This window comes from Pseudomonas frederiksbergensis, from assembly GCF_000802155.2.
Lineage (GTDB): Bacteria > Pseudomonadota > Gammaproteobacteria > Pseudomonadales > Pseudomonadaceae > Aquipseudomonas > Aquipseudomonas frederiksbergensis_A.
This window is the reverse complement of the sequence record NZ_JQGJ02000016.1, coordinates 19,529-43,349: the sequence shown is the minus strand read 5'-3', so window position 1 is coordinate 43,349 and position 23,821 is coordinate 19,529. Positions and strand designations below refer to the sequence as shown.

24 protein-coding genes are annotated in these 23,821 nt (G+C 61.8%); 13 read left to right on the top strand and 11 right to left on the bottom strand.

From position 1 onward, the window contains the following. Positions 1-11: 11 nt before the first annotated feature. From accB to JZ00_RS23040, 6 genes are all read right to left on the bottom strand, one after another. The gene (gene accB, locus JZ00_RS23060; RefSeq protein ID WP_039593525.1) at positions 12-476 is read right to left on the bottom strand and encodes an acetyl-CoA carboxylase biotin carboxyl carrier protein; all 465 of its coding nucleotides are present in this window, start codon (positions 474-476) and stop codon (positions 12-14) included. 48 nt (positions 477-524) lie between these two features. Continuing rightward, a complete protein-coding gene (aroQ, locus tag JZ00_RS23055; RefSeq protein WP_039593526.1) occupies positions 525-977 on the bottom strand; it encodes a type II 3-dehydroquinate dehydratase in 453 nt (150 codons plus the stop codon). Positions 978-1,213: 236 nt separating this feature from the next. Beyond that, on the bottom strand, positions 1,214-1,612 hold the full coding sequence (locus tag JZ00_RS23050) for a hypothetical protein (protein ID WP_235433109.1): 399 nt from the start codon (positions 1,610-1,612) through the stop codon (positions 1,214-1,216). Further along, on the bottom strand, positions 1,546-1,980 hold the full coding sequence (locus JZ00_RS30510) for a polymorphic toxin type 44 domain-containing protein (RefSeq protein WP_235433112.1): 435 nt from the start codon (positions 1,978-1,980) through the stop codon (positions 1,546-1,548). The genes JZ00_RS23050 and JZ00_RS30510 overlap by 67 nt, the downstream gene beginning before the upstream one ends. A gap of 272 nt (positions 1,981-2,252) precedes the next feature. Beyond that, positions 2,253-4,199 (bottom strand): methyl-accepting chemotaxis protein, encoded by a 1,947-nt coding sequence (locus JZ00_RS23045; protein WP_039593528.1) that lies wholly within the window; start codon positions 4,197-4,199, stop codon positions 2,253-2,255. A 52-nt stretch (positions 4,200-4,251) separates the two neighbouring features. Next, positions 4,252-5,922: a GGDEF domain-containing response regulator gene (locus JZ00_RS23040; RefSeq protein ID WP_039593529.1), complete on the bottom strand. Its 1,671-nt coding sequence runs from the start codon at positions 5,920-5,922 to the stop codon at positions 4,252-4,254. A gap of 426 nt (positions 5,923-6,348) precedes the next feature. Between JZ00_RS23040 and JZ00_RS23035 the strand changes: the two genes are divergently transcribed. The 6 genes from JZ00_RS23035 (at position 6,349) to JZ00_RS23010 (ending at position 12,997) form a co-directional block, all read left to right on the top strand. Next, on the top strand, positions 6,349-7,416 hold the full coding sequence (locus JZ00_RS23035) for a DUF2333 family protein (protein ID WP_039593530.1): 1,068 nt from the start codon (positions 6,349-6,351) through the stop codon (positions 7,414-7,416). Positions 7,417-7,419: 3 nt separating this feature from the next. Next, complete coding sequence (locus JZ00_RS23030) at positions 7,420-7,977, top strand: NUDIX hydrolase (protein ID WP_039593531.1); 558 nt, start codon at positions 7,420-7,422, stop codon at positions 7,975-7,977. 171 nt (positions 7,978-8,148) lie between these two features. After that, a complete protein-coding gene (locus JZ00_RS23025) occupies positions 8,149-8,520 on the top strand; it encodes a translation initiation factor Sui1 (RefSeq protein ID WP_039593532.1) in 372 nt (123 codons plus the stop codon). Positions 8,521-8,730: 210 nt separating this feature from the next. Continuing rightward, positions 8,731-10,644, top strand: coding sequence for an arginine decarboxylase (gene speA, locus JZ00_RS23020; RefSeq protein ID WP_039593533.1), 1,914 nt, complete (start codon positions 8,731-8,733; stop codon positions 10,642-10,644). A gap of 248 nt (positions 10,645-10,892) precedes the next feature. Continuing rightward, on the top strand, positions 10,893-12,203 hold the full coding sequence (locus tag JZ00_RS23015) for a type VI secretion system Vgr family protein (protein ID WP_039593534.1): 1,311 nt from the start codon (positions 10,893-10,895) through the stop codon (positions 12,201-12,203). Continuing rightward, positions 12,200-12,997, top strand: coding sequence for a DUF4123 domain-containing protein (locus JZ00_RS23010; protein WP_039593535.1), 798 nt, complete (start codon positions 12,200-12,202; stop codon positions 12,995-12,997). Before JZ00_RS23015 ends, JZ00_RS23010 begins: the two co-directional genes overlap by 4 nt. A 4-nt stretch (positions 12,998-13,001) precedes the next feature. Here the strand turns inward: JZ00_RS23010 and JZ00_RS23005 are convergent, their stop codons facing one another. Further along, positions 13,002-14,351: an MATE family efflux transporter gene (locus JZ00_RS23005; RefSeq protein WP_039593536.1), complete on the bottom strand. Its 1,350-nt coding sequence runs from the start codon at positions 14,349-14,351 to the stop codon at positions 13,002-13,004. 70 nt (positions 14,352-14,421) lie between these two features. Beyond that, the gene (locus JZ00_RS23000; protein WP_039593537.1) at positions 14,422-14,715 is read right to left on the bottom strand and encodes a hypothetical protein; all 294 of its coding nucleotides are present in this window, start codon (positions 14,713-14,715) and stop codon (positions 14,422-14,424) included. Between the two features lie 163 nt (positions 14,716-14,878). On the opposite strand from JZ00_RS23000, the gene JZ00_RS22995 reads away from it, so the two are divergent. From JZ00_RS22995 to JZ00_RS22980, 4 genes are read left to right on the top strand one after another with little or no spacing between them, the layout of a single operon-like run. Further along, positions 14,879-15,187 carry a MazG-like family protein gene (locus tag JZ00_RS22995; protein ID WP_039593538.1) on the top strand — a complete coding sequence of 103 codons (309 nt, stop codon included), beginning with the start codon at positions 14,879-14,881 and terminating at the stop codon, positions 15,185-15,187. Continuing rightward, positions 15,180-15,929 carry a methyltransferase gene (locus tag JZ00_RS22990; protein ID WP_039593539.1) on the top strand — a complete coding sequence of 250 codons (750 nt, stop codon included), beginning with the start codon at positions 15,180-15,182 and terminating at the stop codon, positions 15,927-15,929. Before JZ00_RS22995 ends, JZ00_RS22990 begins: the two co-directional genes overlap by 8 nt. A 24-nt stretch (positions 15,930-15,953) precedes the next feature. Continuing rightward, positions 15,954-16,562 (top strand): DUF4136 domain-containing protein, encoded by a 609-nt coding sequence (locus tag JZ00_RS22985; protein ID WP_039593540.1) that lies wholly within the window; start codon positions 15,954-15,956, stop codon positions 16,560-16,562. 21 nt (positions 16,563-16,583) lie between these two features. After that, entirely contained in the window at positions 16,584-17,141 is a 558-nt protein-coding gene (locus JZ00_RS22980) for a DUF4136 domain-containing protein (RefSeq protein ID WP_039593541.1), read from the top strand. An 11-nt stretch (positions 17,142-17,152) separates the two neighbouring features. Here JZ00_RS22980 and JZ00_RS22975 read toward each other — a convergent pair whose 3' ends face one another. Both JZ00_RS22975 and JZ00_RS22970 read right to left on the bottom strand, forming a co-directional pair. Then, positions 17,153-18,004, bottom strand: a complete 852-nt coding sequence (locus tag JZ00_RS22975) for a MaoC family dehydratase (RefSeq protein ID WP_039593542.1) — start codon at positions 18,002-18,004, stop codon at positions 17,153-17,155. A 2-nt stretch (positions 18,005-18,006) separates the two neighbouring features. Further along, positions 18,007-19,359: a 3-oxoacyl-ACP reductase gene (locus tag JZ00_RS22970; RefSeq protein WP_039593543.1), complete on the bottom strand. Its 1,353-nt coding sequence runs from the start codon at positions 19,357-19,359 to the stop codon at positions 18,007-18,009. Between the two features lie 145 nt (positions 19,360-19,504). Between JZ00_RS22970 and JZ00_RS22965 the strand changes: the two genes are divergently transcribed. After that, positions 19,505-20,782, top strand: coding sequence for an acetyl-CoA C-acetyltransferase (locus JZ00_RS22965; protein WP_039593544.1), 1,278 nt, complete (start codon positions 19,505-19,507; stop codon positions 20,780-20,782). On the opposite strand, the gene JZ00_RS22960 is transcribed toward JZ00_RS22965, so the two are convergent. After that, on the bottom strand, positions 20,769-21,797 hold the full coding sequence (locus JZ00_RS22960) for a bile acid:sodium symporter family protein (RefSeq protein WP_039593545.1): 1,029 nt from the start codon (positions 21,795-21,797) through the stop codon (positions 20,769-20,771). The two genes, JZ00_RS22965 and JZ00_RS22960, sit on opposite strands and share 14 nt — an antisense overlap. Positions 21,798-21,876: 79 nt before the next feature. On the opposite strand from JZ00_RS22960, the gene JZ00_RS22955 reads away from it, so the two are divergent. Beyond that, the gene (locus JZ00_RS22955) at positions 21,877-22,668 is read left to right on the top strand and encodes an AraC family transcriptional regulator (RefSeq protein ID WP_039593546.1); all 792 of its coding nucleotides are present in this window, start codon (positions 21,877-21,879) and stop codon (positions 22,666-22,668) included. 209 nt (positions 22,669-22,877) lie between these two features. Beyond that, positions 22,878-23,771, top strand: coding sequence for a PA4780 family RIO1-like protein kinase (locus JZ00_RS22950; protein WP_039593547.1), 894 nt, complete (start codon positions 22,878-22,880; stop codon positions 23,769-23,771). Positions 23,772-23,821: the final 50 nt, after the last annotated feature.

Sequence of the window (23,821 nt, the reverse complement as noted above, 5' to 3'; positions counted from 1 at the left end):
CTCTCCGCGGTTCAAACGATGGTGAACAGCGGTTGGTCGTACTCAACCGGCTGGCCGTCTTCGACGAGGATGGACTCGATCACACCGCTGGTTTCAGCTTCGATGTGGTTCATCATCTTCATGGCTTCGACGATGCACAGGGTGTCGCCTTTCTTCACGGTCTGGCCCACTTCAACGAAGGACGGCGAGGTTGGCGAAGACTTGCGATAGAACGTGCCCACCATTGGCGAACGGGCAACGGTGCCGTTCAGTGCGGGTGCCGCAGGAGCGGCTGGCGCTGCGGCGGCGGCCGGAGCTGCTGCCGGAGCAGGTGCGGCGGCTGGAGCCTGCATCGGGGCCGGTGCATAGAACTGCTGGGCCGGGGTCTTGCTGTGGCGGCTGATGCGTACGGACTCTTCGCCTTCCTTGATCTCGAGCTCGTCGATGCCGGACTCTTCCAGCAACTCGATCAGTTTCTTAACTTTACGGATATCCATGAATCATCAACTCCCAAGGGTCGGTCAGGGGCGTTTAACGCTTGTTGTTCAAGCTGTTGCCTGTTTTTCAAGCTGCTCTAGGGCGGCCTCCAGGGCCAGTCGGTAACCGCTGGCGCCAAGGCCGCAGATCACTCCCACCGCTACATCGGAGAAGTAGGAGTGATGGCGGAAAGCTTCGCGTTTGTGCACGTTGGACAAATGCACTTCGATGAATGGGATGCTCACTGCCAGCAGCGCGTCACGTAATGCGACGCTTGTGTGTGTAAAAGCTGCTGGGTTGATCAAAATGAAGTCCACGCCTTCGTCTCGCGCGGCATGGATGCGGTCGATCAATTCGTATTCGGCATTGCTTTGCAGATAGAGCAAATGATGGCCGGCCGTGCGGGCCCGCTGTTCCAGGTCCTGGTTGATCTGGGCCAGTGTCACGGCGCCGTAGACGCCCGGTTCACGCGTGCCAAGCAGGTTCAGGTTGGGTCCGTGCAGGACCAAAAGGGTCGCCATCTGCTGTTCCTTGTTCTCTGTGAGCAGGTGTCAGAACCCGGAGACTATGCCGCAAAGCCTTTATGACTGTCCAGTTCTCTGCAATAGCCAGCACGTTGACCGATGTTTGCGCGAAATTTGTGACCCGGCCCCCTGATCCGGTCATACGGTTGGAGCCGAACCCTATGGGAGCGAGCTTGCTCGCGGTGACGGCTGCCAAGCTGACCCACCGCTATCGAGCAAGCTCGCGCCTTCATTCAATCTGTTGGACTTGAACGCAAATAGATCTTCACGGGTGTGTAGTCGACACCCCCGGCATGTCGATAGAGGGTGTCGCTGTGGTAGGCATAGACTTCCTTATCAACTGACACCGTAATCGTCGATTCCTGGATGTCGACGGTTATTGAGTCATCCCGAGTGACAAGGAATGGCGTCGCGGTTTTCAACTCGGCAAGGATGTCGCTGTCGGCTGCCAAGGTTCGATAGACGTAGTAGCGATAACTGAAAGGGACCGTTGCTCCGCCACGATCATCCTTTACGCCATAGATAAATGCTCCGTTGGACAAAGGTTTTCGCAAGACGACCTCTGTCAGTTGGGGCATGTTCCGAGGGAAGAAACACAGCCAACTGATGCAAGCCAGGGCAAGGGCAAGCAATGCACATAAGACAGCGAGATAGGCGGGCTTTTTAGTAGCTTCTGAACTTGGCATATTTTATCCCCTCCTTGATCCATCGTTGATCGGCCGGATCGTCGCCGAAAGGCTCGCCCCCACCATGTGCCGAACTCTGCCGCGGTTGATCCTGCTCGGCTCTGGGCCAGGCCTGCTGCTCGTAAAAGAACGTCTTCGCTGAAGCCTGCTGCGGTTCCGGTGGCACCGTAGTTGAAATTTTCAAAGGCTTCGTATTCGGCGGATAGTTGCTTGTAGTCCCAAGGTCCGCGATTTCTAACTTGGGTGTAAAACCACGAGTAGATAAAAGCCGATCCAGCTTTCAGAACGTTTTTTTTATGAAATGCCACTGCCATATTTTCTTCGACAGAAACGCCGGGTGGCGACGCAGGTACCCTCATTGCATGCTCCTTTTGCAATTTCTTGAGGGGGCGGGAGCCTAGCATGAAGAGGGTCGTTACAAATTTCCGTAGCCTGCTCCATGCCACAAACCCCATCGGGCTGCGCAGCAGCCCCAAGACCATTCAATACCGTGTATCGGAAAAAACAGTAGGCAGGTTCTACGATTGCCGGGCAGCCGAGCGGGAGCAAGCTCCCTCGCCACAGTAGTTAATAGAGTTTCTGGGTGTTAAACCCGAAAGGCCTGCACAGCGGTATGCAGCCGCCCACCTAGCACCAGTAGGTTATCGCCCTGTTCCCGGCCTTGGCCGATGCGTAGCAGGTTATCGCCGCCCAGCTGATGAATCCGCTCGCTGTGATCGCGAATCTCGCTGACGGCGCCGCTTTGCTGGGCGGTGACGTCGGCGATGCGGACCGCCGTGTCGGCGATGGTCTGGATGGCACCGACGATTTCATCCAATGCGCCGTCGGCTGCCTGGGCCTGGCTGGCGGTGGCTTCGGCATGTTCGACCTGGGCACGCATGCCGTCCACCGATTGGCGCGCGGCCAGTTGCAAGCGGGCGATCAGGGTCTGGATTTCGGCGGTGGCGCCGGCCGTGCGTTGGGCCAGGGAGCGGACTTCCTCGGCTACCACCGCAAAGCCCCGGCCCATTTCTCCGGCGCGGGCGGCTTCGATGGCGGCGTTGAGGGCCAGCAGGTTGGTCTGGTCGGCAATCGAGCGAATGACCGTCAACACGCCGCCAATGGTTGCCGACTCCTCGGCCAGTTGCTCGATCATCTGCGCATTGCCTTGCACTTCGCCCACCAGCGCATGGAGGCCGGCCAGACTCAAGCCGATGACCTGTTGGCCATGCTCCACGGCGTTGCCGGCGCTGCGACTGGCCTGCGCGGCCTGGCTGGCATCGCCGGCCACCTGCTGGATGGTCGCTTCCAGTTCGCTGAGCGAGTCGCGGATCAGTGCGGTGTCGCCGGCCTGGTCCTCGGCGCCGCTGTGCAATTCGCCGCTCAACTCGGCCAGGGCGCGACTGCTCCCCGCGACCTGTTCGGCATTCACTCGAATGGTGCCCACCAGGTCCACCAGATAAGCGCGCAGACGATTGAGCGAGGCCTCGATGTCTTGCAATTCGCGGTTGCTGGCGCCCACATGGATATCCCGGCTGAAATCCCCTTCGGCCCAGGTCGACAGGGCTGGCGCCAAATGCGTCAAGGTGCGTGCCAGGCGTCGCTGCAAGGTGTCGATGAGCAGCGCGATCAACAGGATCAGGCCGATCATCACGCCCTGGATCAAGCGAACCTCCCTTTGGATCTGCCCGTGCTGGGCGCGTACTGCCGGTTCCAATGTGTCGACGGCCCTCTGCACATCCGCAATTTTCAGATGCGTGGCGCTGCTCAGCTCGGTGCGCTTCTGGATCAGTTCCCGGGTGCGGGCCAACTCTGCGGGGTAGCGGCCGAGCAAGCTGTTGAGTTCGCGCTTGAGGGCGATGCCGGCGTCTTCGGCGACGGTTTTTTCCTGGGTTTCCAGGCCCATCAACGCGGCAAAATCATCGCTGCCCGATTGGCTGCTGGCGGTGACGCCGAGCAGTGGCAAGTTATCCAGCTGCTGCGCCTGGGCACGGATACTCGTCAGTTCCCGCTCGACATCGGCGGCCAGTTCGCTGCGGCCGCTGCTGACCAGTTTGTCCCGCGCCAGGGACAACCGGCCCAGGTGCTGCGAAGCGGCAAACAACGGAGGCAAGTAGGCCGGGGCGCCGTTGGCGTATTGGGAGATCTGATCGAGACTGGCGCTCAGCTCCCGCTCTGCCTGCAACAACAGCGCCTGGGGATCGCCGGCCAGTTTGCCGGCGGCCAGCAGATCAGTCTTGCTGAAGCTGTCGAGGTTCGACAGGCTGGGGCGCAGGGCCTTGGCCAGGTCCGGCGGGAACTGGTCCAGCTCCTTTTGCAGGCTCTCCAGCGCTTGGGTGGCCGCGCTGAGGCGCAGGGCGTCGCCGCTGGCCAGGTAATCCTCGATGTTGCGCGCCACTTCGCCCTGGAACTGCCGGGACAGGCCCAAGTAGCGTTCCATCAGCAGGTAAGGTCGCTCCAGGGCAATTTGCGACCACCAAAGGGTCGCGCCAAGGCCAAGGCACACGGCAACTAAAAGAAGGGTGTTGAGATTGGTGAGCAGCTTCAGGCGCATCAAGGGTCTACCGGGGGCAGAATCGTAAGTGCCTGAAGTTATTGCGTTTGCGTTACACGTTTATGACCGAATCGGTGGATTCCGATGAAAAGGTGGCATTTTGCTTTGATTGCCTGGCGCTCTGTACCCTGTTTCGTCCTGCATGCTTGGCGCGGTACAGCGCTTCATCTGCCTGGCTGGCCATCATCAGGCTGTCGGACGCTTCGCTCATTTCCACGACCCCGGCGCTGAAGGTGCACCACAAATCCTGGGGTTGGGCCGGGTAATGGATCTCGGCGAAGCGCTGGCGGATTTCGTCCAGTACCTTGCAAGCCGCGTCAATGTCGGTGTCCGGCATGACGATGGCGAACTCTTCACCGCCGTAGCGCCCGATGAAATCGGTCTTGCGCAGGCGCTGCTTGAGAAACAGCGCCAGGCTCTTGATGACTCGGTCGCCCATGGGGTGGCCGTGGCTGTCATTGACTCGCTTGAAATGGTCGATGTCCAGCATGGCGAAGCTCAGGGGCTTGCCTTCGCGGCGGGCGCGGAAACTGCAGTCTTCGAGCAACTGCAGGATGTGGGTGTGGTTGTAGAGACCGGTGAGGCTGTCGCGCACCATCCGCGCCTTGAGATTGCGCGCCCGGGCAGCGCGGTTGCGCACGGTGGTGATCAGGTGCCGGGGCTTGATCGGCTTGGTCAGGAAATCGTCGCCGCCTTCGCTCATGGCGTCGAGCTGCTTGTCGAGGTCGTCTTCGGCGGACAAGTAGATGATCGGCACGCTGACATACCGGTCGTTGTGGCGAATCACCTTGGCCAGTTCCGTGCCGGTGCAGGCGGGCATGTACATGTCGAGGATGATCAGGTCGGGCTGGAAGTCCGCCAGCTCGGCCATGGCTTGGATCGGCTCGATCAATGTCCGGGTGACGATGCCGGCGCTGTTGAGCAGGCGCTCGGTGTGCAAGGCCTGGGCGCGGGAATCATCGATGATCAGCACTTTATAAGGTTCGTACTGGGCGACGCAGGTCAGCACTTCGATCTTTTCCAACAGGCTCGAGGCTTCGAGCGTGCCGGTGAGAAACTCCTGGCCACCGGCGCGCACCGCCGCCAGGCGGGTGGGCGTATCGGTTTCAAGCAGGCTGAAGAAGAGCAGTGGAATGGCCTGGTCGAGTCCTTCCTGGGCTTGGGCCGCCAACGTCAGGCCCACCCCAGGGCCGCTGAAATCCACATCCATGACGATCGCCGCGGGCAGGCGCTCGACCATCGAGGCGCGGAACGCCGCGACACTGTTCAATGCATGGGCGCTGAGTCCGAAGAACTCCAATTGCTTGGCCAGCCGTTCGGCGCGGTCATGGTCTTGCAGCATCACGTAGATGGGCTTGCGCAACGGCGGCAGGAAGGTCTGCTCGAGTTGGTCGCCATGGCGCAAGCCGGTGCGGGACAGGCGCTGCATCAAGCGATTGATGTCGGTGATCAATTGGCTGCTCAGGCGCCCGCGATTGGCATCCACCGCCTGCAGCGACTCGCTGATGCCTTGGGCAAGCTGGCAATGCTCGGGCTGTTCGAAACGCTCGGCAAAGCGCAGCAGGCGCAGATTGGCTTCGCTGAGCTCGGACAGGTCGTTACTCGACCACTCGCTGCGTTGCAGGCGCTGCCATATCTCGAGGATCTGGCGAGCCTGATGAATTACCCGCTGGGCAAAGTGGTGCTTGAGGCGCTCACGGCTGGGGTCTTCTGACTCGGTCATATCCTGACTACTAGTAAGGGGCATGCTGAGGTCGACTGGTGGCTCTATGCTAGCACCTCTTTTCCCTTACATGAGTGTCGTACGTCAATAAACTGCCAAGAGATGCAATTCAGTTTCTGACCGTACGGTCTTTGGTTGGCTGCCCGATACGCCTAAAGAGCCGAAAATAAAGGGCTGCAGGGCGCTAACGGACTGTTTTCCCAATCGCTTCGGTGTGTAGATGAGCATGATTCGATTGGGCATCTGGCTGCCTGACGATTTGGCTCGCTCCTGATTCATGGCGGGCGGGGTTAAGGGAAACCCTTAGGTTTCTGTTGGTCGGGTGGCGTTAATTTTCCCATAAGCCCAACGACGGATGCCGGCCAAGGCACGTTGATGTAAGGTTGTGGTCGAACCGTGAACTCAAGTGATTGAAGGAACATCGCCATGCTGGACTGGAAGAACCGCGCGGGCAGCGCGCCTGAACGCGCCGCCGAGCCGAAATCGGACACCCGCAGCTACCTGGGCGGGCTGTTTTTCAGCCGGGCACTGGCCACGCTCATTGGTTTGTATCTGCTGGTCACCATTGCGGTGGGCTGGTACTGGAGTCAGGAGCCGGCGCTGTTTCCCGTGCAGCAGAACGCCCAGGCGGCGGCCGAAAAGGACGGCAGGCAAATGGTGGTTGGCTACACCACCGTCGAAACCCTCAAGACCGTGGCCGGCACCTTGCTGACCAAGCAGGGCGGCTACATTTCCAACGACCGCTTCCCGCCGGGCCTGTGGATGGACAACATGCCGAGCTGGGAATACGGCGTGCTGGTGCAGGTTCGCGACCTCAGCCGCGCCCTGCGCAAGGATTTCGCCCGTTCGCAGTCACAGTCCGCGGAAGATGCCGACCTTGCCAAGGCCGAACCGCGTTTCAACTTCGACAACCGCAGCTGGGTGCTGCCCTCCAGTGAGTCGGAATACCAGGAAGGCATCAACTCTCTGAGCCGTTACCAGGCGCGCCTCTCCGATCCAGCACAAAAGAGCGCATTGTTCTATGCCCGCGCCGACAACCTGAACAACTGGCTGGGTGACGTCGGCACTCGCCTGGGTTCGCTGTCCCAGCGTCTGTCCGCCAGCGTTGGCCGGGTCAAGCTCAATACTTCGCTGAAAACCGAAGTTCCGGCGCCGGGCCAAGTGCCGCAGGTCGACGAAGAAGTGGTTGAAACGCCATGGCTGCAAATCGACAACGTGTTCTACGAAGCCCGCGGCCAAGCCTGGGCGCTGTCTCATCTGCTGAGGGCTATCGAAGTTGACTTTGCCGATGTGCTGGCCAAGAAGAACGCCACGGTCAGCGTGCGGCAGATCATTCGCGAGCTGGAAGCCTCGCAAGAGCCGGTCTGGAGCCCGATGATCCTCAACGGCAGCGGCTTCGGTGTATTGGCGAACCATTCGCTGGTCATGGCCAACTACATCTCCCGAGCCAACGCAGCGGTAATCGACCTGCGGCAGTTGCTGAACCAGGGCTGATCGATGGACGAAAGTGGTCGGGACGCCGCTCACCGCGCGGCTTCGGATGCAGAGCTCATTGCCTGGGTCGATGAACAGGACAACCTGCTCGGCAGCCTGGTGCGCTCGGACCTGCGCGAACGAGGGCTGATCGGGCGCGGCACCTACATCATGCTGTTCAACTCTGTTGGTGAATTGTGCGTTCATCGCCGGACCCTGAGCAAAGCGATCTATCCCGGTTATTGGGACGTCGCGGCCGGAGGCATGGTGCAGGCGCACGAGAGCTACGCCGAATCGGCGGCCCGCGAGCTTGCCGAAGAGCTTGGCGTCAGCGGCGTGGAACTGGTCGCCCACGATCATTTCTATTTCGAAGACACCGGCAGCCGCCTGTGGTGCTCGGCGTTCTCGGCCGTGTGGGACGGCCCGCTGGTGCTACAGCCCGAAGAAGTGCTGGAGGCGCGTTTCCTGCCAGTCGAGCAAGTGCTCGATGAAATCCGCCACAAGCCTTATTGTCCAGACTCCCTGGCGGCCCTTGGGCGCTATTTGCGTGCCCGCGAATGCGGTGTCGCAAAGAAGCTGTAAATTGGCGCCGATTGGCCCTTAGCAAGTCGCCTTTTTGTCGTTACACTGCGCGACTTTTCAAGCTTGGCCGACATCGTTCGGCCAAGTTGCGCTGCCCCTGCCTGAGTGGGGCTTCGCGGTCGAGGCACTTTCGCCCCTCGACCAGTCTTTGTCCTCCGAAGAGGATTGCCGGTGGCCAAAAAAGCCGCATCCTTCGCCGCCCTGGGCGGCCTGGTATTTTCTACCGACGCCGGTCGTCATTGCCCCGATTGCCGCCAGCCGGTGGATGCCTGCATCTGCAAGCAGACTGCCATTCCCGCAGGGGACGGTATCGCCCGCGTGCGCCGCGAAAGCAAAGGCCGCGGCGGCAAGACGGTGACGACCATCACGGGTGTGCCGCTGGCCGAAGACGCGCTCAAGGAATTGGCGACGACGCTGAAAAAACGCTGTGGCACCGGCGGCGCGTTGAAGGACGGCGTCATCGAAATCCAGGGCGACCACGTCGATCTGCTGCTGGCGGAACTCACCAAGCACGGTTTCAAGGCGAAGAAATCCGGCGGCTAGCAGCCTCTGTGAAAACCACCCCGGCTTGATCCGAACCCGCGGTTCGTCAGTCGCCCGCATGGTTTTCACAGAGCCTGTTCTGAACGGGTTTTAAACTCAGCGCTGCGGGCAGGGTCTACCTTGCTTACAGGCAAATCGTCATTTCCATTCTCTAGACTGCGCCAGCCTCCGACCGGATGGTGCATTTTGACTTCTTTATAGGGGACTTCGATGTCCGTACGACGCACACGCAAAGACGATGGCAGCCAATGGACAGTTGCGGACAGCCGCAGTGTTTACGGGATTCGCCATTGGGGGGCCGGGTATTTCGCGATCAATGAAGCCGGTCGCGTCGAAGTCCGTCCGAACGGCCCCGACAGTTCGCCCATCGATTTGTACGAGCAAGTCGACCAGTTGCGCCAGAGTGGCCTTTCGCTGCCCTTGCTGGTGCGCTTCCCCGACATCCTGCAAGACCGGGTGCGTCAGCTCACCGGTGCGTTTGACAGCAACATTGCGCGCCTGGAATACCAGAGCCAATACACCGCGCTTTACCCGATCAAGGTGAACCAGCAGGAAGCGGTGATCGAGAACATCATCGCGACCCAGAATGTGTCCATTGGCCTGGAAGCCGGTTCCAAGCCCGAGCTGCTGGCGGTGCTGGCCCTGGCGCCGAAGGGCGGGACTATCGTTTGCAATGGCTACAAGGACCGCGAGTTCATCCGCCTGGCGCTGATGGGCCAGAAGCTGGGTCACAACGTTTTCATTGTGATCGAGAAAGAGTCCGAAGTCGGCCTGGTGATCGAAGAAGCCGCGTCGCTCAAGGTCAAGCCACAGGTCGGCCTGCGGGTGCGCTTGTCGTCCCTGGCATCGAGCAAATGGGCCGACACCGGTGGCGAAAAATCCAAGTTCGGTTTGTCGGCGGCGCAGCTGTTGTCTGTAGTCGAGCGCTTCCGTGGCGCCGGCCTGGACCAGGGCATCCGCCTGCTGCACTTCCACATGGGTTCGCAGATCGCCAACCTGGCGGACTACCAGCATGGCTTCAAGGAAGCGATCCGTTACTACGGCGAGCTGCGCAACCTCGGCCTGCCGGTGGATCACATCGACGTCGGCGGTGGCCTGGGCGTGGACTACGACGGTACGCATTCACGTAACGCCAGCTCCATCAACTACGACATGGACGATTACGCCGGTGTCGTGGTGGGCATGCTCAAGGAATTCTGCGATGCCCAGAGCCTGCCGCATCCGCACATTTTCTCTGAAAGTGGCCGCTCGCTGACCGCCCACCACGCCATGCTGGTGGTGCAAGTGACCGACGTGGAGAAACACCACGATGACGTGCCGGTCATCGAAAACAAGGAAAGCCTGCCGGAAACCGTGCAATGGCTGGTGGATCTGTTGGGTCCGACCGACATCGAGATGGTCACCGAGACTTACTGGCGCGCTACCCACTACATGAGCGACGTGGCTGCCCAATACGCAGACGGCAAGCTGACCCTGGCGGAAAAAGCCCTGGCCGAGCAGTGCTATTTCGCCGTCTGCCGTCGCCTGCACAACTCGCTGAAGGCTCGCCAACGCTCGCATCGCCAGGTGCTGGACGAGCTCAACGACAAGCTGGCCGACAAATACATCTGCAACTTCTCGGTGTTCCAGAGCCTGCCGGATACTTGGGCCATCGGCCAGGTCCTGCCGATCCTGCCGTTGCATCGTCTCGACGAAGAGCCACTGCGCCGTGCGGTGCTGCAAGACCTGACCTGCGACTCCGACGGCAAGATCAAGCAGTACGTCGATGAGCAGAGCATCGAGACCAGCCTGCCGGTCCACTCGCTCAACCCAGGCGAAGACTACCTGCTGGGTATTTTCCTGGTCGGTGCCTACCAGGAAATCCTGGGGGACATGCACAACCTGTTCGGCGATACCGACTCGGTGAACATCTACCAGAACGCCGACGGCAGTGTGTACCACGCGGGTATCGAAACCCACGACACCATCGAGGACATGCTGCGCTACGTGCACCTGTCGCCAGAGGAACTGATGACTCACTACCGTGACAAGTGCGCCAGCGCCCGGATCACGGCGGCCGAGCGCACTCAGTTCCTGGATGCGCTGCGCCTGGGGCTGACGCGTTCGTCCTACCTGTCTTCCTGATGGCGGCCCCTTGGAGGGGCCTGCTGTTCCAGGCTTGAGCAATTCATCGTGGCGAGGGAGCACGCTTTCTCGCCACGATGTTTTTTTATCGAAGAAAATAGTGCGCCGTGTTTACTGGCATCTAGACGCTGTTTAACTGGCAGCGTCCTAATTTCATGTAGTCCCTTTCCTAAATAGTCCTTGAGCCCTCTACTCGATCCCTGCTGTCGGCGAGAATGCCCGGTCGCCCCTCCTGTAGAGAAACGCCGATGTCCGATCCAGCCTGCGAGCTACCCTTTCGTCTGGAGATAGCCGGCCTGTCCGAACCTTTCGTTGTCGTCGCCCTGACAGGCAATGAAAGCATCAGCGAGCCCTTCTTTTTCGAAGTGCAGTTGTTGGTCAGCGACATGACCCTGGACCTGGCAGGACTGCTGTATCGCAACGTCTGGTTGTGTTTCGGTACCGGCGATCAAGGTATTCATGGGCAACTTCACGAAATCGTCCAATACCATGGCGAGAGCTGCCATGTGCGCATCGGGCCGAAGCTGGCATGTCTTGCCCAGCGCTTCAGCCAACGGGTCTTCAATGCCTGCTCGGTGCCGCAAATCGTCCGCCAGGTACTGGCCGGGCATGGCATCAGCGGCCGCAGCGTGAGCCTGGACCTGGGTGGCGATTATCCTTCTCTGGATCTGTGTACCCAGTACCGCGAATCCGACCTGTATTTCCTCCAGCGAGTGTGCGCCCAGGCAAATATCCACTTTCATTTCGATCACGCCCGGGACGGGCAATGCCTGGTTTTTGCGGACACGGCGGGCCTTGTTCCGGCGGTGATCAAGGCCGCCTATTGCGCTGAAGGACAGGCCACCGCAGTACACGCTTTTGGGGTGAAAACGGACATTCGCGGGACATGGGTCGCCCAGGGCCGGAGCGACCTGAGACACTTGCGCGCCGGCCAGATCCTGGCGCTGAGTGGCCATTGCTGCGAGAAGTGGAATCAGCGCTGGTTATTGACTCAGGTCGAACATCGCGAGCAGTCGGGCGCCTATGGCAATCTTTTCCAGGCCATTCCCTGGGGCACACCGTTTGTGGTGGACAGGGCCCCGGCCAAGCCTGTCATGGTGAGCCGGCAACGCGGTTGGGTCGTGGAGGTGGATGAACCACGGGTGGCCGGACGTGTGGCGGTGCAATTCGACTGGGCCTATCAGGGAGAGGGTGCCAACCCCAGCCATTGCTGGCTGCCATTGGCACCGGAGCTGCTGGCGTGTGGGGCAGATGAGATTTGCGAGGGCACCGAAGTATTGGTGAGTTTTATCGAGGGCGACCCGGACCGTCCCTTGATCAGCGAATTCTTGGGTTGTGCGCCCAGCGCGCGGACAGTGCCAGCGAAATCCCCGAGTCCTGCTGACGAGCAGATCCCCGGGGCGCCTGGCATCGATTTGCCCTTGTTGTCCGTGATCGAGGGGGGCGAGCCGCTGGTCCTGCTATGCCTTTTGCCTGGCGGGGGGCGCTTCAGTCCCTGTGCCCAGCCGGTGTGCACCTGTCGCATGCTGACGGGGCAGGGCGCAGGCGCTGCGCCATGAACGTTGCCACCTTGCCGGGTCCCGCCCCCCAATGGTTGCTTCTCGACGTGCCAGGCGCACCCGAGACTGCAAAGCGCTTGCGGGAACAGTTCCCCGAGGCGCCACGTTTTGCCCTGTTCGAAAGCACCGAGTTTGCTGGGCTGAAGGAGCACGGACCATTGCTGGTGGACCTGCGACAATCACCAGCGCTGGCCAGCCTGTGCCATCTGGACGCCCGATCCTGGCCTGGCCTGCTGTTGGTGAGCTCGACGTCAGCCGAGTCCTTGCTGGCTCATTTGCGGCGCATGCTGACGGTGACGCTGGGCCTGCATTACAAGGCCTTCCTGAGTTATTACAACCCGTACACCGCCAGCTACTTCTTCGATGCCTGCGATCCCCGGGAGCTCAGTTGTTGGCTGGGGCCGATCAGCCTGTTGCGGTGGTTCGGTGGCACCTGGTCCGATCGGACGACGGGGTGCCAGGGGTGGCAACAACTCTCCAATCCCAGGCTGCCGGTGCCAGCGCTGGAAAACGAGCATGGCCTCACCAACAGGCAGCAGATGAAATTGCAGGAGTGCCTGATGGAGCGTCACGTCTGGCGCTGGTCGCGCTCTACCGGGCATGACTATTGGTTGCTCTGGGACTACCTGCAACAGGGCCAGGCGCTGGGGTTTCGCGAGCAGGCAGTTCTCGACGGATGGTTATGGCTGCGCCTGCAATACCCTGATGCCCAGCCAGCGTCGACGCTGCCGGGTGGTTCGCAGCGTGAGCGTCTCGATCATCTGCGACGGCTATGGCAAGGCAACCAGGGTTGAACGGTCACCGGGCGCGCGCGTCGAGCCAACCATCGTGTCGGTGCAAACGCCAGGCGACGGTGCCGAGCGTCAGGCAGCGCAGCGTCATGAAAGAAAGGAAAGTGATCCACAATCCGTGGTTGCCCAATCCTTGCAGCACCCAGGCAAGGGGCAATACCAGCAACAGTGTCAGCACCATGCCGTTGCGCATTTCCCGGGCTCGGGTGGCGCCGATGAACAGGCCATCGAGCAGATAGCTCCACACCGCAATCAATGGCAGCGCCGCGAGGTAAGGCAGGTAGCGGTAGGCAGTTTCGCGCACCTCGGCGATGTCGGTCTGCATGTCGATGAACAGATGCCCCGTCAGCAGGAACAGGCATGCGAAGCCAATGCTAGCGATCAAGGACCAACCGCAGGCAACCACCAGCGAGCGGCGCAGGGCCAGGCGATCGCGGGCGCCGATAGCGTGGCCGCACAATGCCTCGACCGCGTGGGCCAGGCCATCCAGCGCATGGGCGGTGAGCAGCAGGCCGTTGAGCAGCAGCGCATTGGCTGCCACTGTCGCGTCCCCCAGGCGCGCCCCTTGGACGGTGATCAGGAAAAACACCGATTGCAGCACCAGGCTGCGGATGAAGATATCCCGGTTTACCGCCAGCAGCGGTCGCCAGCTCTGCCACAGGCCCAAGGCCGCCCAGGCGATCCGCCCGGGCCAGGCGCGCAGCGTGCTTCGGGCCAGGCCCAGGCCCACCAGCGCACCGGTCCACTCGGCGATGACCGAGGCGCGTGCCGATCCGGTCACACCCCAATCCAGGCCGATCACGAACCACAGGTTCAAGGCGATGTTCACCAGGTTGGTGACCAACAGGATCGCCAACGGCGCCCGCGCATTCTGGGCCCCGAGAAACCAGCCCACCAACGCGTAGCTGGCCAGCGCCGCAGGCAGGCCGAACAATCGAGTATGGAAGAAGTCCCGGGTCAGTTGATCGAGCTCGGCCGATGGCTGCATGAAATGCAACGCCACGCCACTCAACGGAACCCCGATCGCCCCAAGCACCACCGCCAGCCCTGTTGCCAGCAGCAGCCCTTGCAGCAAGACCTGCCGCAGCGCCGCGCCATCGCCCCGCCCAGCTGCCTGGGCGGCGAACCCGGTCGAGCCCATCCGCAGGAACCCCATTGCCCAGGCCAACACCGTGTACAAGCTCGCCCCGACCGCCACGGCGCCCAGTTGATGGGCGTGGGGCAGATGGCCGATGACGGTGCTGTCGACCAGTGCTACCAGCGGTACGGATATATTCGAGAGAATCATCGGCGCGGCCAGAGCCCATACCCGACGATGGGTGAGGCGGTCGCGCCAGTCGGCGATCAGGTTGGACATGGTGGCTCCTGGATGGAGCGCGATTGTAGCGTTATCGCAGCGTTCGTTCCTGATGTCGCCCTGTTGGTCTTCAGTGAATGATCCAGCTCAGCAACCACAACCCCAGCACCAGCCAGATGATGCCCATGACAATCGACGCCCGCATGAAGGCGCGGATCGCCGAGTACAGCAACAGCAGCCCGAGGATCAGCGCGACGATGCTGATGATCGAAGTGTCCATGCCAAGCGTTCGGGACAGGCCATCGACAAAATTTCCGCCGGCGTTTGCCAGGGTGTTGAACAGCCCGCTGAGCAGGTCGACGATGAAACGGATCACCGAACCGAGCGCTTGGCCGAGCCATTCGAAGAAGCTTTCTGCCTGCATGTTTGCATCCTGATGGAGAGAGTTGGAATCGAGCCATCGGCTCCTGAGTGTAGGAGTGGTGGCGGCTGTGATCGTTCGATTATGGAGCAATTCGCCGCTTCGTATCGAGACGCTTGCCTTCCCTCCTCATCGCCCCGAAGCTATGCGCATTCAGGAGAGCCCGATGAACCTTGTTGAACTGACCGAACGCCTGCACGCCATCCGTGACCGTAACAACTGGCGGCAATTCCACAGCCCGAAGAACCTTGCCATGGCCGCCAGCGTCGAGATGGCCGAACTGGTCGAGATTTTCCAATGGCTGACCGAGGACCAGTCGCGCCAGTTGCCGGCGGATAAATTGGCCCACGCCGGGCAGGAGGTTGGCGACATCGTGTTGTACCTGTTGCTGCTGTGCAGCGAACTGGGCTTGGACATGGACGCCGTGGTGCGCAGCAAATTGGCCGACAGCGAACGGCGGTTCGCCCATGAGTGACCGCCACTTCGACCAGCTCGCCACACGGTTTGCGGAAAAAATCTACGGCGGGGCCAAAGGCGCGATTCGCCTGGCCGTGCTCCAGGCCGATCTAATCGAAACCCTGCCGGACCGCCCGCTGCGCGTCCTGGATATCGGCGCGGGCCTGGGGCACATGTCGCTGTGGCTGGCCGAGCGCGGTCACCAGGTCACCCTGGCTGAACCGGCCGAGCCCATGCTCGAGGGCGCCCGCCAGCGGTTTGCCGAGGCAGGGCAGGACGCAACGTTCATCCAGGCACCGTGGCAGGATCTGCTCGGCCAGCTCACCGAGCCTTACGACCTGGTGCTGTGTCACGCAGTGCTCGAATGGCTGGCCGAGCCCCACGCGATCCTTCCGGTCCTGCATCAATTGACGGGGCCTGGCGGCTGGTTATCGCTGGCGTTCTACAACCGCGACGCGTTGGTCTATCGCAACTTGCTCAAAGGGCATTTTCGCAAGCTGCGCAAAAACGCCATGGCTGGCGAGAAACAGAGCCTGACCCCGCAACAGCCGCTTGATCCTCGGGAGTTGGCGGCGCAACTTGAAGGCCTGTGGCAGGTCGAAAGCCAAAGTGGCGTACGGGTTTTCCATGACTACATGCCAGTGGAATTCCAGGGCCGCGTGGAACTGGCGCAACTGCTGGAAATGGAACTGGCCCACCGTCGTCATCCGGCGTTTGCCGGGTTGGGACGCTATCTGCACTGGGTCTGCCGGCCGCTCTGATCCGGAGCGCAATTGGAGAGCGAAATGAAAGGTCGTTCAGGGTTATTGGTGGTATGCCTCGGCTTGGCTGCTTGCCAGGGCAGCAACCCTTATGTCGCGACATCCAATCAGTTGCCGCCGGCACCGCCCGAGGCCGCCAAAGTGTTTGATCGCAGCGCCTATCCGGCGCCGCCCCGTGATTACGGACGTTATCGCAGTTGGGCCTGGCTCAATGGGCGCTTGCCCCCGGGCACTGCCTGGGCGGATTCTGCCCAGGTGGCCGAAGCGGTGAGCGCTGCCCTGGATCAACGCGGGCTGCGTCCTCTGCACGATAATCGCCCGGCTGATCTCTTCGTCAGCGCCGACCTGCGCCTGGAGACTCGGCTGCGCCAGGTCCGGGACGATTACGACGCGGGCTACTACGGCGGCTACAACCGCTATGGGCCGGGGTATGGCATGTACAACACCGTTCCCGTGGTGCGCACCTATCAGGAGCAGGTCGTGGTGGTTCGGGTGGATCTGTTCGACGCTCGCAGTGGCCAGCCCGTGTGGAGCGCCAGCGCCGAGACCAGCCAGCGGGGCAATCAGAGCGAGCGCACCGATGCCATTCGTGATGCAGTGGAAAAGGCCATGTCGGCCTATCCTCCCAGTTGATTCACGCAACGGAGAAAAACCATGTTTCGCCGTCTTGTCCCGCTTGCCCTTGCCCTGTTGCTCGGCGCCTGTGCTTCCAACCAGGTCAACCATGACTTCGACACCAGTCGCGATTTCGCGGCCTACCGCAGTTGGAGCTGGAAGGAGCCGGCGCTGCAATATCGCCCGGACGACCCGCGCATCAAGAGCGACCTGACCGAGCAGAGAATCCGCCAGGCGGTCGCCGATCAGCTCGACCAGCGTGGCCTGCGCCTGGCTGCGAGCGGTGCTGGCGGCGATGTGCAAGTCCAGGCCTACCTGATCGTCGAGGATCGCCAGCAACAGGTGACGACCAACTACGGCGGCGGTTGGGGCGGCCCGTGGAATGGCTACTGGGGTGGGCCGATGTACAACGAGACCCGTAACCTCAGCTACAAGGTCGCCACCGTGCAGATCGACCTGCTCGACGGCAAGGACGGCAAGCTCGTCTGGCGTGGCAGCGACGAGCAATTGCTCAGCGATTCACCCAACCCGATGGACCGCAGTGCGAAGGTGCGCGAGACGGTGGGGCGGATCCTGTCCAACTATCCACCCCGCTGAATGCGGAACAATCAAACCGGCTGCCAACTTCCCAGCATGTGCTCCAGGTCTCCAGCGCCCACCAGTCGCAAATGCCCACTGGAACCTGCCGCACTTGCCAGCAACGTCACCTCGCTGGGCAGGCGTACCGGCTTCTTGAAGGCAACTTCGATCTCGATGTTGGCCTCGGGCAAATGGTCATCCAGCGCGGCCAGGGTCCGTGCCTTGTTCCACAGGCCATGGGCGATGGCGGTGGGGAAGCCGAACAACCGGGCGCTGGCGCTGCTCAAGTGGATCGGGTTGTAGTCGCCGGACACCTTGGCGTACTGCCGGCCGATGTCCGCGGGTGCGGTCCAGCGCGTCACCTCTATCAAATCGAGGGCCGACGACGGCGGATCCTCTACCAGCGCACCGTCGAGCTGGACACCTTTGCAAAGCATCCGGCTCTCGGCTTCCCACAACGGTCCCAACTGATCTTCGATACGGGTCACCAGATCGAACACCGCTCCCTTGGCATGAGGCTGGAGGTTCTCGACGTTGACGCTGGCCCGCACCTGGCTGACACCGCCCATGGGCCGCAGCACGCGGATGCGGTTGCTCAGGTGAATCAAGCCCAGCAAGGGGAACGGAAAGTCGCGAGCGGTCAGCAATTGCATCTGCAAGGCGAACGTCAGCACGTGCGGATAAGTCGGCGGCAATAGCCCGCTTTCGCTGAAACCGCACACCTTGCGATAGGCCGCCAGGTTCTTTTGGTCGACCTGGATCACTTGGCGCAGCCCGACGTCAGGCAGGGCCGTACCAGTGATCTTGCGGCGTGTCGCGGCCTTGGCATACAGCACGGACATCGAGGGCGCAGTGTTTATCTCCTCCCATTGGTTCGTCATGGTCATGCTCCCAACAAGCTTTGCCCGCAGACGCGCAGTGCCTGCCCGGTCACGGCGCCGGTGCCTGGTTGCGCGAGCCACGCCACGGCTTCGGCGACATCCTGGGGCAAGCCGCCCTGGCCCAGCGAACTCATGCGGCGCCCGGCTTCTCGCAGGGCGAAGGGAATGTCGGCGGTCATGCGTGTCTCGATAAAGCCCGGCGCCACCGCGTTGATGCTGATTCCCCGCGCTTCCAGGCTGGGCGCCCAAGCCTGGGCAAGGCCGATCAGCCCGGCCTTGCTCGCGGCGTAGTTGGTCTGGCCGCGATTGCCGGCGATGCCGCTGATGGAAGCCAGCAACACGATCCGGCCGTTGTCCCGCAGGGTGCCGCTGTCGAGCAGGGCCTTGGTCAGCACCTGCGGCGCGTTGAGGTTGACCGCCAGCACCGCGTCCCAGAACTCGGGCGTCATGTTGGCGAGGGTCTTGTCCCGAGTGATGCCGGCGTTGTGCACCACGATATCGACGCCGTCGGGCAGGTGTTCGATCAGTTGCGCGGCGGCATCTTCGGCGCAGATGTCCAGCGTCACGCTGCGCCCGCTCAGGCGTGCGGCCAGGGCGTCCAGGTCGGCCTTGGCCTGCGGGACGTCCAGCAGGATCACATCGGCACCGTCACGGGCGAGAGTTTCGGCGATGGACGCGCCGATGCCGCGGGCGGCGCCGGTCACCAGCGCCTTGAGCCCGGTGAGCGGTCGCGTCCAATCCTGGACCTGGGTCTCGCAGGCCTTGAGGCGGATAACCTGTCCGGAAACGTAGGCACTCTTGGGCGACAGGAAAAACCGCAGGGCGCCCTCCAACTGCGCGTCGGCACCGTCACCGACATAGAGCAACTGCAGCGTCCCGCCATGGCGCAGTTCCTTGGCCAGCGACCGGCTGAAGCCTTCCAGCGCCCGCTGCGCGCTGGCGGCAAACGGATCGCCGAGGTTTTCCGGGGCGCGGCCGAGGATCACGACATGGGCACTGTGGTCGAGGTTCTTCATGAGCGGCTGGAAAAATTCGCGCAATTGCTTGAGCTGGTCGACCTGCACCAAGTGGCTGGCGTCGTAGACCACCGCCTTGATTTTCGGGCCGTGGCCGGGGATCCATTCGGCCGCCAGCGTCGGTTCGCCACCGTAGATGAAAATGGCGTCGGTCAGGCGCTTGGCGAACGTGCCGACCTGTTCGGTCAACGGGCCACCGCCCAACAGCAACGCGCCTTCGATTGGCCTTAGCCGCCCGGCTTGCCAGCGTTCCAGGCGCACCGGCGAGGGCAAGCCCAGCGCGCCAACCAGACGCAGGCCAATGGGCGAATTGGCGAAGTCTATGTATCGGTCTGACATGGAACACACTCCGGCTGATGAGGTTCCAAGTGTGGACCATGTTTGGCAATCGGTCGTTCGATCGCCCGGATAAAGCCTAAGCTTGTGGCTGGGGCACGTTACAGCAGGCTTATTTCGCACATTCGCGCATACAGGGGAGTTTTTCATGGCACAGCTACGCCGCGTCGCGATCATCGGTGGTAACCGCATTCCATTCGCCCGTTCCAACGGGCCCTATGCCACCGCCAGCAACCAGGCGATGCTGACGGCTGCGCTCGAAGGCTTGATCGAGCGCTACAACCTGCACGGTGTGCACATCGGGGAAATGGCCGCAGGGGCGGTGCTCAAGTTTTCCCGGGACATGAACCTGACACGCGAATGCGTGCTCGGCTCGCGACTGTCGCCCAGCACCCCGGCCTATGACGTGCAGCAAGCGTGCGGCACCGGGTTAGAGACCGTGCTGCTGGTGGCGAACAAGATCGCCCTGGGCCAGATCGACAGCGCCATCGCCGGCGGCGTGGACACTACGTCCGACGCGCCCATCGGCGTCAACGAAGGGCTGCGCAGGATTCTGCTGCAAGCCAATCGCTCCAGGACCACCGCCGATAAGCTCAAGGCCTTCCTGCAACTGCGTCCCCGGCACCTGGTCCCCGACCTGCCGCGCATCAACGAACCGCGAACGGGCCTGAGCATGGGCGAACATTGTGAGCTGATGGCGCAGGCCTGGCAGATCCCCCGGGACGAACAGGACCGCCTGGCGCTGGAAAGTCATCAGAAAATGGCCGCTTCCTATGCCGAAGGCTGGCACAACGATTTGATGACGCCGTTCCTGGGCCTGACCCGCGACAACAACCTGCGCCCAGACCTGACCCTGGAAAAGCTCGCGTCCCTCAAGCCCGCTTTTGAAAAAAGCGCCAAGGGCACCCTGACAGCAGGCAATTCCACGCCGCTCACCGACGGTGCCTCGCTCGTACTGTTGGGCAGCGAAGAGTGGGCCAAGGCCCGCGGGCTGCCGATCCTGGCCTACCTGCGTGACGGTGAAACGGCGGCGGTGGATTTCGTCAATGGCGCCGAGGGCCTGCTGATGGCGCCGGTCTACGCCGTGCCGCGCTTGTTGGCACGCAACGGCCTGACGTTGCAGGATTTCGATTACTACGAAATCCACGAGGCGTTCGCCGCCCAAGTGTTGTGCACGTTGAAGGCCTGGGAAGACCCGGACTACTGCAAGTCCCGCCTGGGGCTCGACACGCCGCTGGGCCCCCTCGACCGCAGCCGGTTGAACGTGAAAGGCAGCTCACTGGCCGCCGGACATCCATTTGCCGCGACTGGCGGGCGCATCGTCGCCAACCTGGCCAAACTGTTGGATGCGGCCGGGAGGGGCCGAGGGCTGATTTCCATCTGCGCGGCGGCTGGCCAAGGTGTGACGGCCATCATCGAGCGCTGACCATCGCCTCGCGCTTGGACGCGGCCTGGGCTCGCTGGCGGCTGGCGTAGCGTTCGGCGAGGATCGAACAGACGATCAGTTGCAAGGGGTGGTAGATCATGATCGGCAGCAGGATCAGTCCCAGGCCTGGGTTGTTGCCGAAGATCAACGCTGCCATCGGCACCCCGGCGGCCAAGGATTTTTTGCTCGCGCAGAATACCGCGGCGATTTCATCCGGATTGCTGAACCGCAGGGCGCGAGCGGTGCGGGTGGTCAGCCACAGGATGATCGCCAACAGCACGGCGCTGCCGAGCACGGCGCTGAGCAACACGCCATTGCCTTGTTCGCGCCAGATCCCGGAAACCATCGAGTTGCAGAACGCCGCGTAGACCAGCAGCAGGATGACCAGTTTGTCGATGATGCTGGTGTAGCGCTTGTATCGGGCGAAAAAAGCGCCCAGCCAGCGCCGCAGGAACTGCCCAAGCACCAAGGGCAGCAGCAACATCAGGCACAGATCGAGAAGGGTCGAGCCCAGGTCGATGCCACCGGCACCGCTGCCGACCACGAAGCTGAGCAGCAATGGCGTCAGGAAAATCCCCAACACACTGGACAGGCTCGCGTTGAGAATCGCCGCCGGCACGTTACCGCCCGCGCTGCCTGTCAGGGCCACCGATGAAGAAATGGTCGAGGGCAGGGCGCACAGGTAGAAAAAGCCCAGCATCAATAGCGGCGGGACATGGCTGCCCAACAGCCAGTCACTGGCCAGCCAGATCAATGGAAACACGACGAAGGTAAAACCCTGCACCATCAAATGCAGCCGGACGTTCTTCAAGCCATGGCGGATCTGCTCGCCGGACAGGTTGATCCCGTGGAGGAAGAACACCACGAAGATGCCGATATTGACCACCCACTCGGCATGCATCGCGCCGCCCGTGGCGCCGAAGCGGGGAAAGAAGTACGCCAGCAGGGTGGCAAGCAACATGCCGCACAGGAACCAGTCGGTCACCAGGCGTTTGAGGTGTCTGAAGATGTGCATGGGGCACCGCAAGTTGTATGAGAAGTCGACTTAGCCTAACGTCGCTTTAAACAGTCGTCTTGCGACATAAGGCCAATCAATGCCGACAAACGGACATCAACAGCTTGAACGGCGCATTCCTGACCTGACGGAGCTGCCCCGGCCACTTTATGCCCGGGTCGAAAGCTTGGACGCGGGTTCGTGGACCCAGGCTCATCGACACGATTGGGTGCAATTTTCCTATGCCATCAGCGGAGTGCTCGGCGTGCATACCGCCGAGGGCAGTTTCTTTGCGCCGCCGCAACGGGGCATTTGGATCCCGGCCGACGTCGAGCACCAAGTGGTGACGTCCACCCGGGCGGAAATGCGCAGCCTTTATGTGCATCGCCAGGCTTGCCTGTGGGCAGGCGAGCGCTGCCGGGTCTTGGAGGTCACACCGTTGGCGCGGGAGCTGATCAAGGTCTTCTGTCAGTTTCCCGTCACCTATCCACAAGGTGATACCCAGGAGGCGCGCCTGGTGCAGGTGTTGCTGGACCAGTTGGCCGCGTTGCCCGAGGTGGGGTTTTCCCTTCCGCTGCCGCGACATGCCCGCTTGTTGGCGCTGTGCAACGAACTGATCGAACAGCCCGAGGGCAATGTGACCTTGCAAGCCTGGGCAGAGCGCTTGGGCATGTCGGAGAAAACCCTGATGCGATTGTTCCTGCGCGAAACCGGCCTGAGCTTTCGTGCGTGGCGCCAGCGCATGCGGCTGCTGTCCTCCTTGGGATCGCTGGAAAGAGGCGACAGCGTGACCGGCGCGGCGCTTTCCTGTGGCTATGAGTCGACGTCCGCTTTCATCGCCGCATTCAAGGGATTGTTCGGTTTCACCCCAGGCGAATTATTCAAGCACTGAGTCATTGTCAGCTTTTGTCGCAAATACATGCCCATCCAATGATCCGCATCAGGACGGGGGGCGGCTATGATTTGGCGGGGTTGAGCTGATCCGGCACAGTGTGTGCATTGCGGCTTCATAGGTCGCAACCCCTCCCCGTGAGGAGAGGATTGCCGTATAACGACCTGTCATTCGCGTGTTTGGTAATAAAGGACCCAGAATAAAAGCTGATGAAGACTCCAAAACGCATTGAACCCCTGATCGAAGACGGTCTGGTCGACGAGGTGCTGCGCCCACTCATGAGTGGTAAAGAAGCAGCTGTCTATGTGGTGCGCTGCGGCAATGAGCTGCGTTGCGCCAAGGTCTACAAGGAGGCGAACAAGCGAAGTTTTCGCCAGGCGGCCGAATACCAGGAAGGTCGCAAGGTTCGTAACAGCCGTCAGGCCCGCGCCATGGCGAAAGGTTCGAAGTTCGGACGCAAGGAAACGGAAGACGCCTGGCAGAATGCCGAGGTGGCCGCGCTGTTCCGCTTGGCCAACGCCGGTGTGCGAGTGCCCAAGCCGTACGACTTCCTTGAAGGCGTGCTGCTGATGGAGCTGGTGGCCGATGAATACGGCGATGCAGCGCCGCGCCTGAACGACGTCGTGCTGGAGCCGGATCAGGCCCGTGAATATCACGCCTATCTGATTTCCCAGATCGTACTGATGCTCTGTACCGGCCTGGTGCACGGTGACCTGTCGGAGTTCAACGTGCTGCTCACGCCGACAGGCCCGGTCATCATCGATTTGCCGCAAGCGGTGGATGCCGCCGGCAACAACCACGCCTTCAGTATGTTGGAGCGGGATGTCGGCAACATGGCGTCCTACTTTGGCCGTTTCGCCCCTGAGCTCAAGCGCACCCGGTACGCCAAGGAAATGTGGGCGCTCTATGAAGCCGGCACGTTGCACCCGGGCAGCGTGTTGACCGGTGAGTTCGACGAGCCAGAAGAGCTGGCGGATGTTGGCGGGATCATGCGAGAGATCGAGGCCGCGCGGCTGGATGAAGAACGACGCCAGGCTGTGCGCGCCGCCGACGATGCGCCGCCAGGCAAGACCGAGGAGCCGCCTCCGCCTTGGATGCAATGATCGGTTGACCCAGAAACCCGGCCCAGGCCGGGTTTTTTATCGGTGCTCCC

Coding starts and splice junctions, on each gene's coding strand:
- JZ00_RS23010 (WP_039593535.1), top strand. CDS start 12,200: ATGAACGTTGCCACCTTGCCGGGTCCCGCCCCCCAATGGTTGCTTCTC.
- JZ00_RS22995 (WP_039593538.1), top strand. CDS start 14,879: ATGAACCTTGTTGAACTGACCGAACGCCTGCACGCCATCCGTGACCGT.
- JZ00_RS23005 (WP_039593536.1), bottom strand. CDS start 14,351: ATGTCCAACCTGATCGCCGACTGGCGCGACCGCCTCACCCATCGTCGG.
- JZ00_RS23000 (WP_039593537.1), bottom strand. CDS start 14,715: ATGCAGGCAGAAAGCTTCTTCGAATGGCTCGGCCAAGCGCTCGGTTCG.
- JZ00_RS23045 (WP_039593528.1), bottom strand. CDS start 4,199: ATGCGCCTGAAGCTGCTCACCAATCTCAACACCCTTCTTTTAGTTGCC.
- JZ00_RS23040 (WP_039593529.1), bottom strand. CDS start 5,922: ATGACCGAGTCAGAAGACCCCAGCCGTGAGCGCCTCAAGCACCACTTT.
- JZ00_RS22980 (WP_039593541.1), top strand. CDS start 16,584: ATGTTTCGCCGTCTTGTCCCGCTTGCCCTTGCCCTGTTGCTCGGCGCC.
- JZ00_RS23015 (WP_039593534.1), top strand. CDS start 10,893: ATGTCCGATCCAGCCTGCGAGCTACCCTTTCGTCTGGAGATAGCCGGC.
- speA (WP_039593533.1), top strand. CDS start 8,731: ATGTCCGTACGACGCACACGCAAAGACGATGGCAGCCAATGGACAGTT.
- JZ00_RS22960 (WP_039593545.1), bottom strand. CDS start 21,797: ATGCACATCTTCAGACACCTCAAACGCCTGGTGACCGACTGGTTCCTG.
- JZ00_RS22955 (WP_039593546.1), top strand. CDS start 21,877: ATGCCGACAAACGGACATCAACAGCTTGAACGGCGCATTCCTGACCTG.
- JZ00_RS23030 (WP_039593531.1), top strand. CDS start 7,420: ATGGACGAAAGTGGTCGGGACGCCGCTCACCGCGCGGCTTCGGATGCA.
- JZ00_RS22970 (WP_039593543.1), bottom strand. CDS start 19,359: ATGTCAGACCGATACATAGACTTCGCCAATTCGCCCATTGGCCTGCGT.
- JZ00_RS22990 (WP_039593539.1), top strand. CDS start 15,180: ATGAGTGACCGCCACTTCGACCAGCTCGCCACACGGTTTGCGGAAAAA.
- accB (WP_039593525.1), bottom strand. CDS start 476: ATGGATATCCGTAAAGTTAAGAAACTGATCGAGTTGCTGGAAGAGTCC.
- JZ00_RS23035 (WP_039593530.1), top strand. CDS start 6,349: ATGCTGGACTGGAAGAACCGCGCGGGCAGCGCGCCTGAACGCGCCGCC.
- JZ00_RS22950 (WP_039593547.1), top strand. CDS start 22,878: ATGAAGACTCCAAAACGCATTGAACCCCTGATCGAAGACGGTCTGGTC.
- JZ00_RS22975 (WP_039593542.1), bottom strand. CDS start 18,004: ATGACGAACCAATGGGAGGAGATAAACACTGCGCCCTCGATGTCCGTG.
- JZ00_RS30510 (WP_235433112.1), bottom strand. CDS start 1,980: ATGGCAGTGGCATTTCATAAAAAAAACGTTCTGAAAGCTGGATCGGCT.
- aroQ (WP_039593526.1), bottom strand. CDS start 977: ATGGCGACCCTTTTGGTCCTGCACGGACCCAACCTGAACCTGCTTGGC.
- JZ00_RS22985 (WP_039593540.1), top strand. CDS start 15,954: ATGAAAGGTCGTTCAGGGTTATTGGTGGTATGCCTCGGCTTGGCTGCT.
- JZ00_RS22965 (WP_039593544.1), top strand. CDS start 19,505: ATGGCACAGCTACGCCGCGTCGCGATCATCGGTGGTAACCGCATTCCA.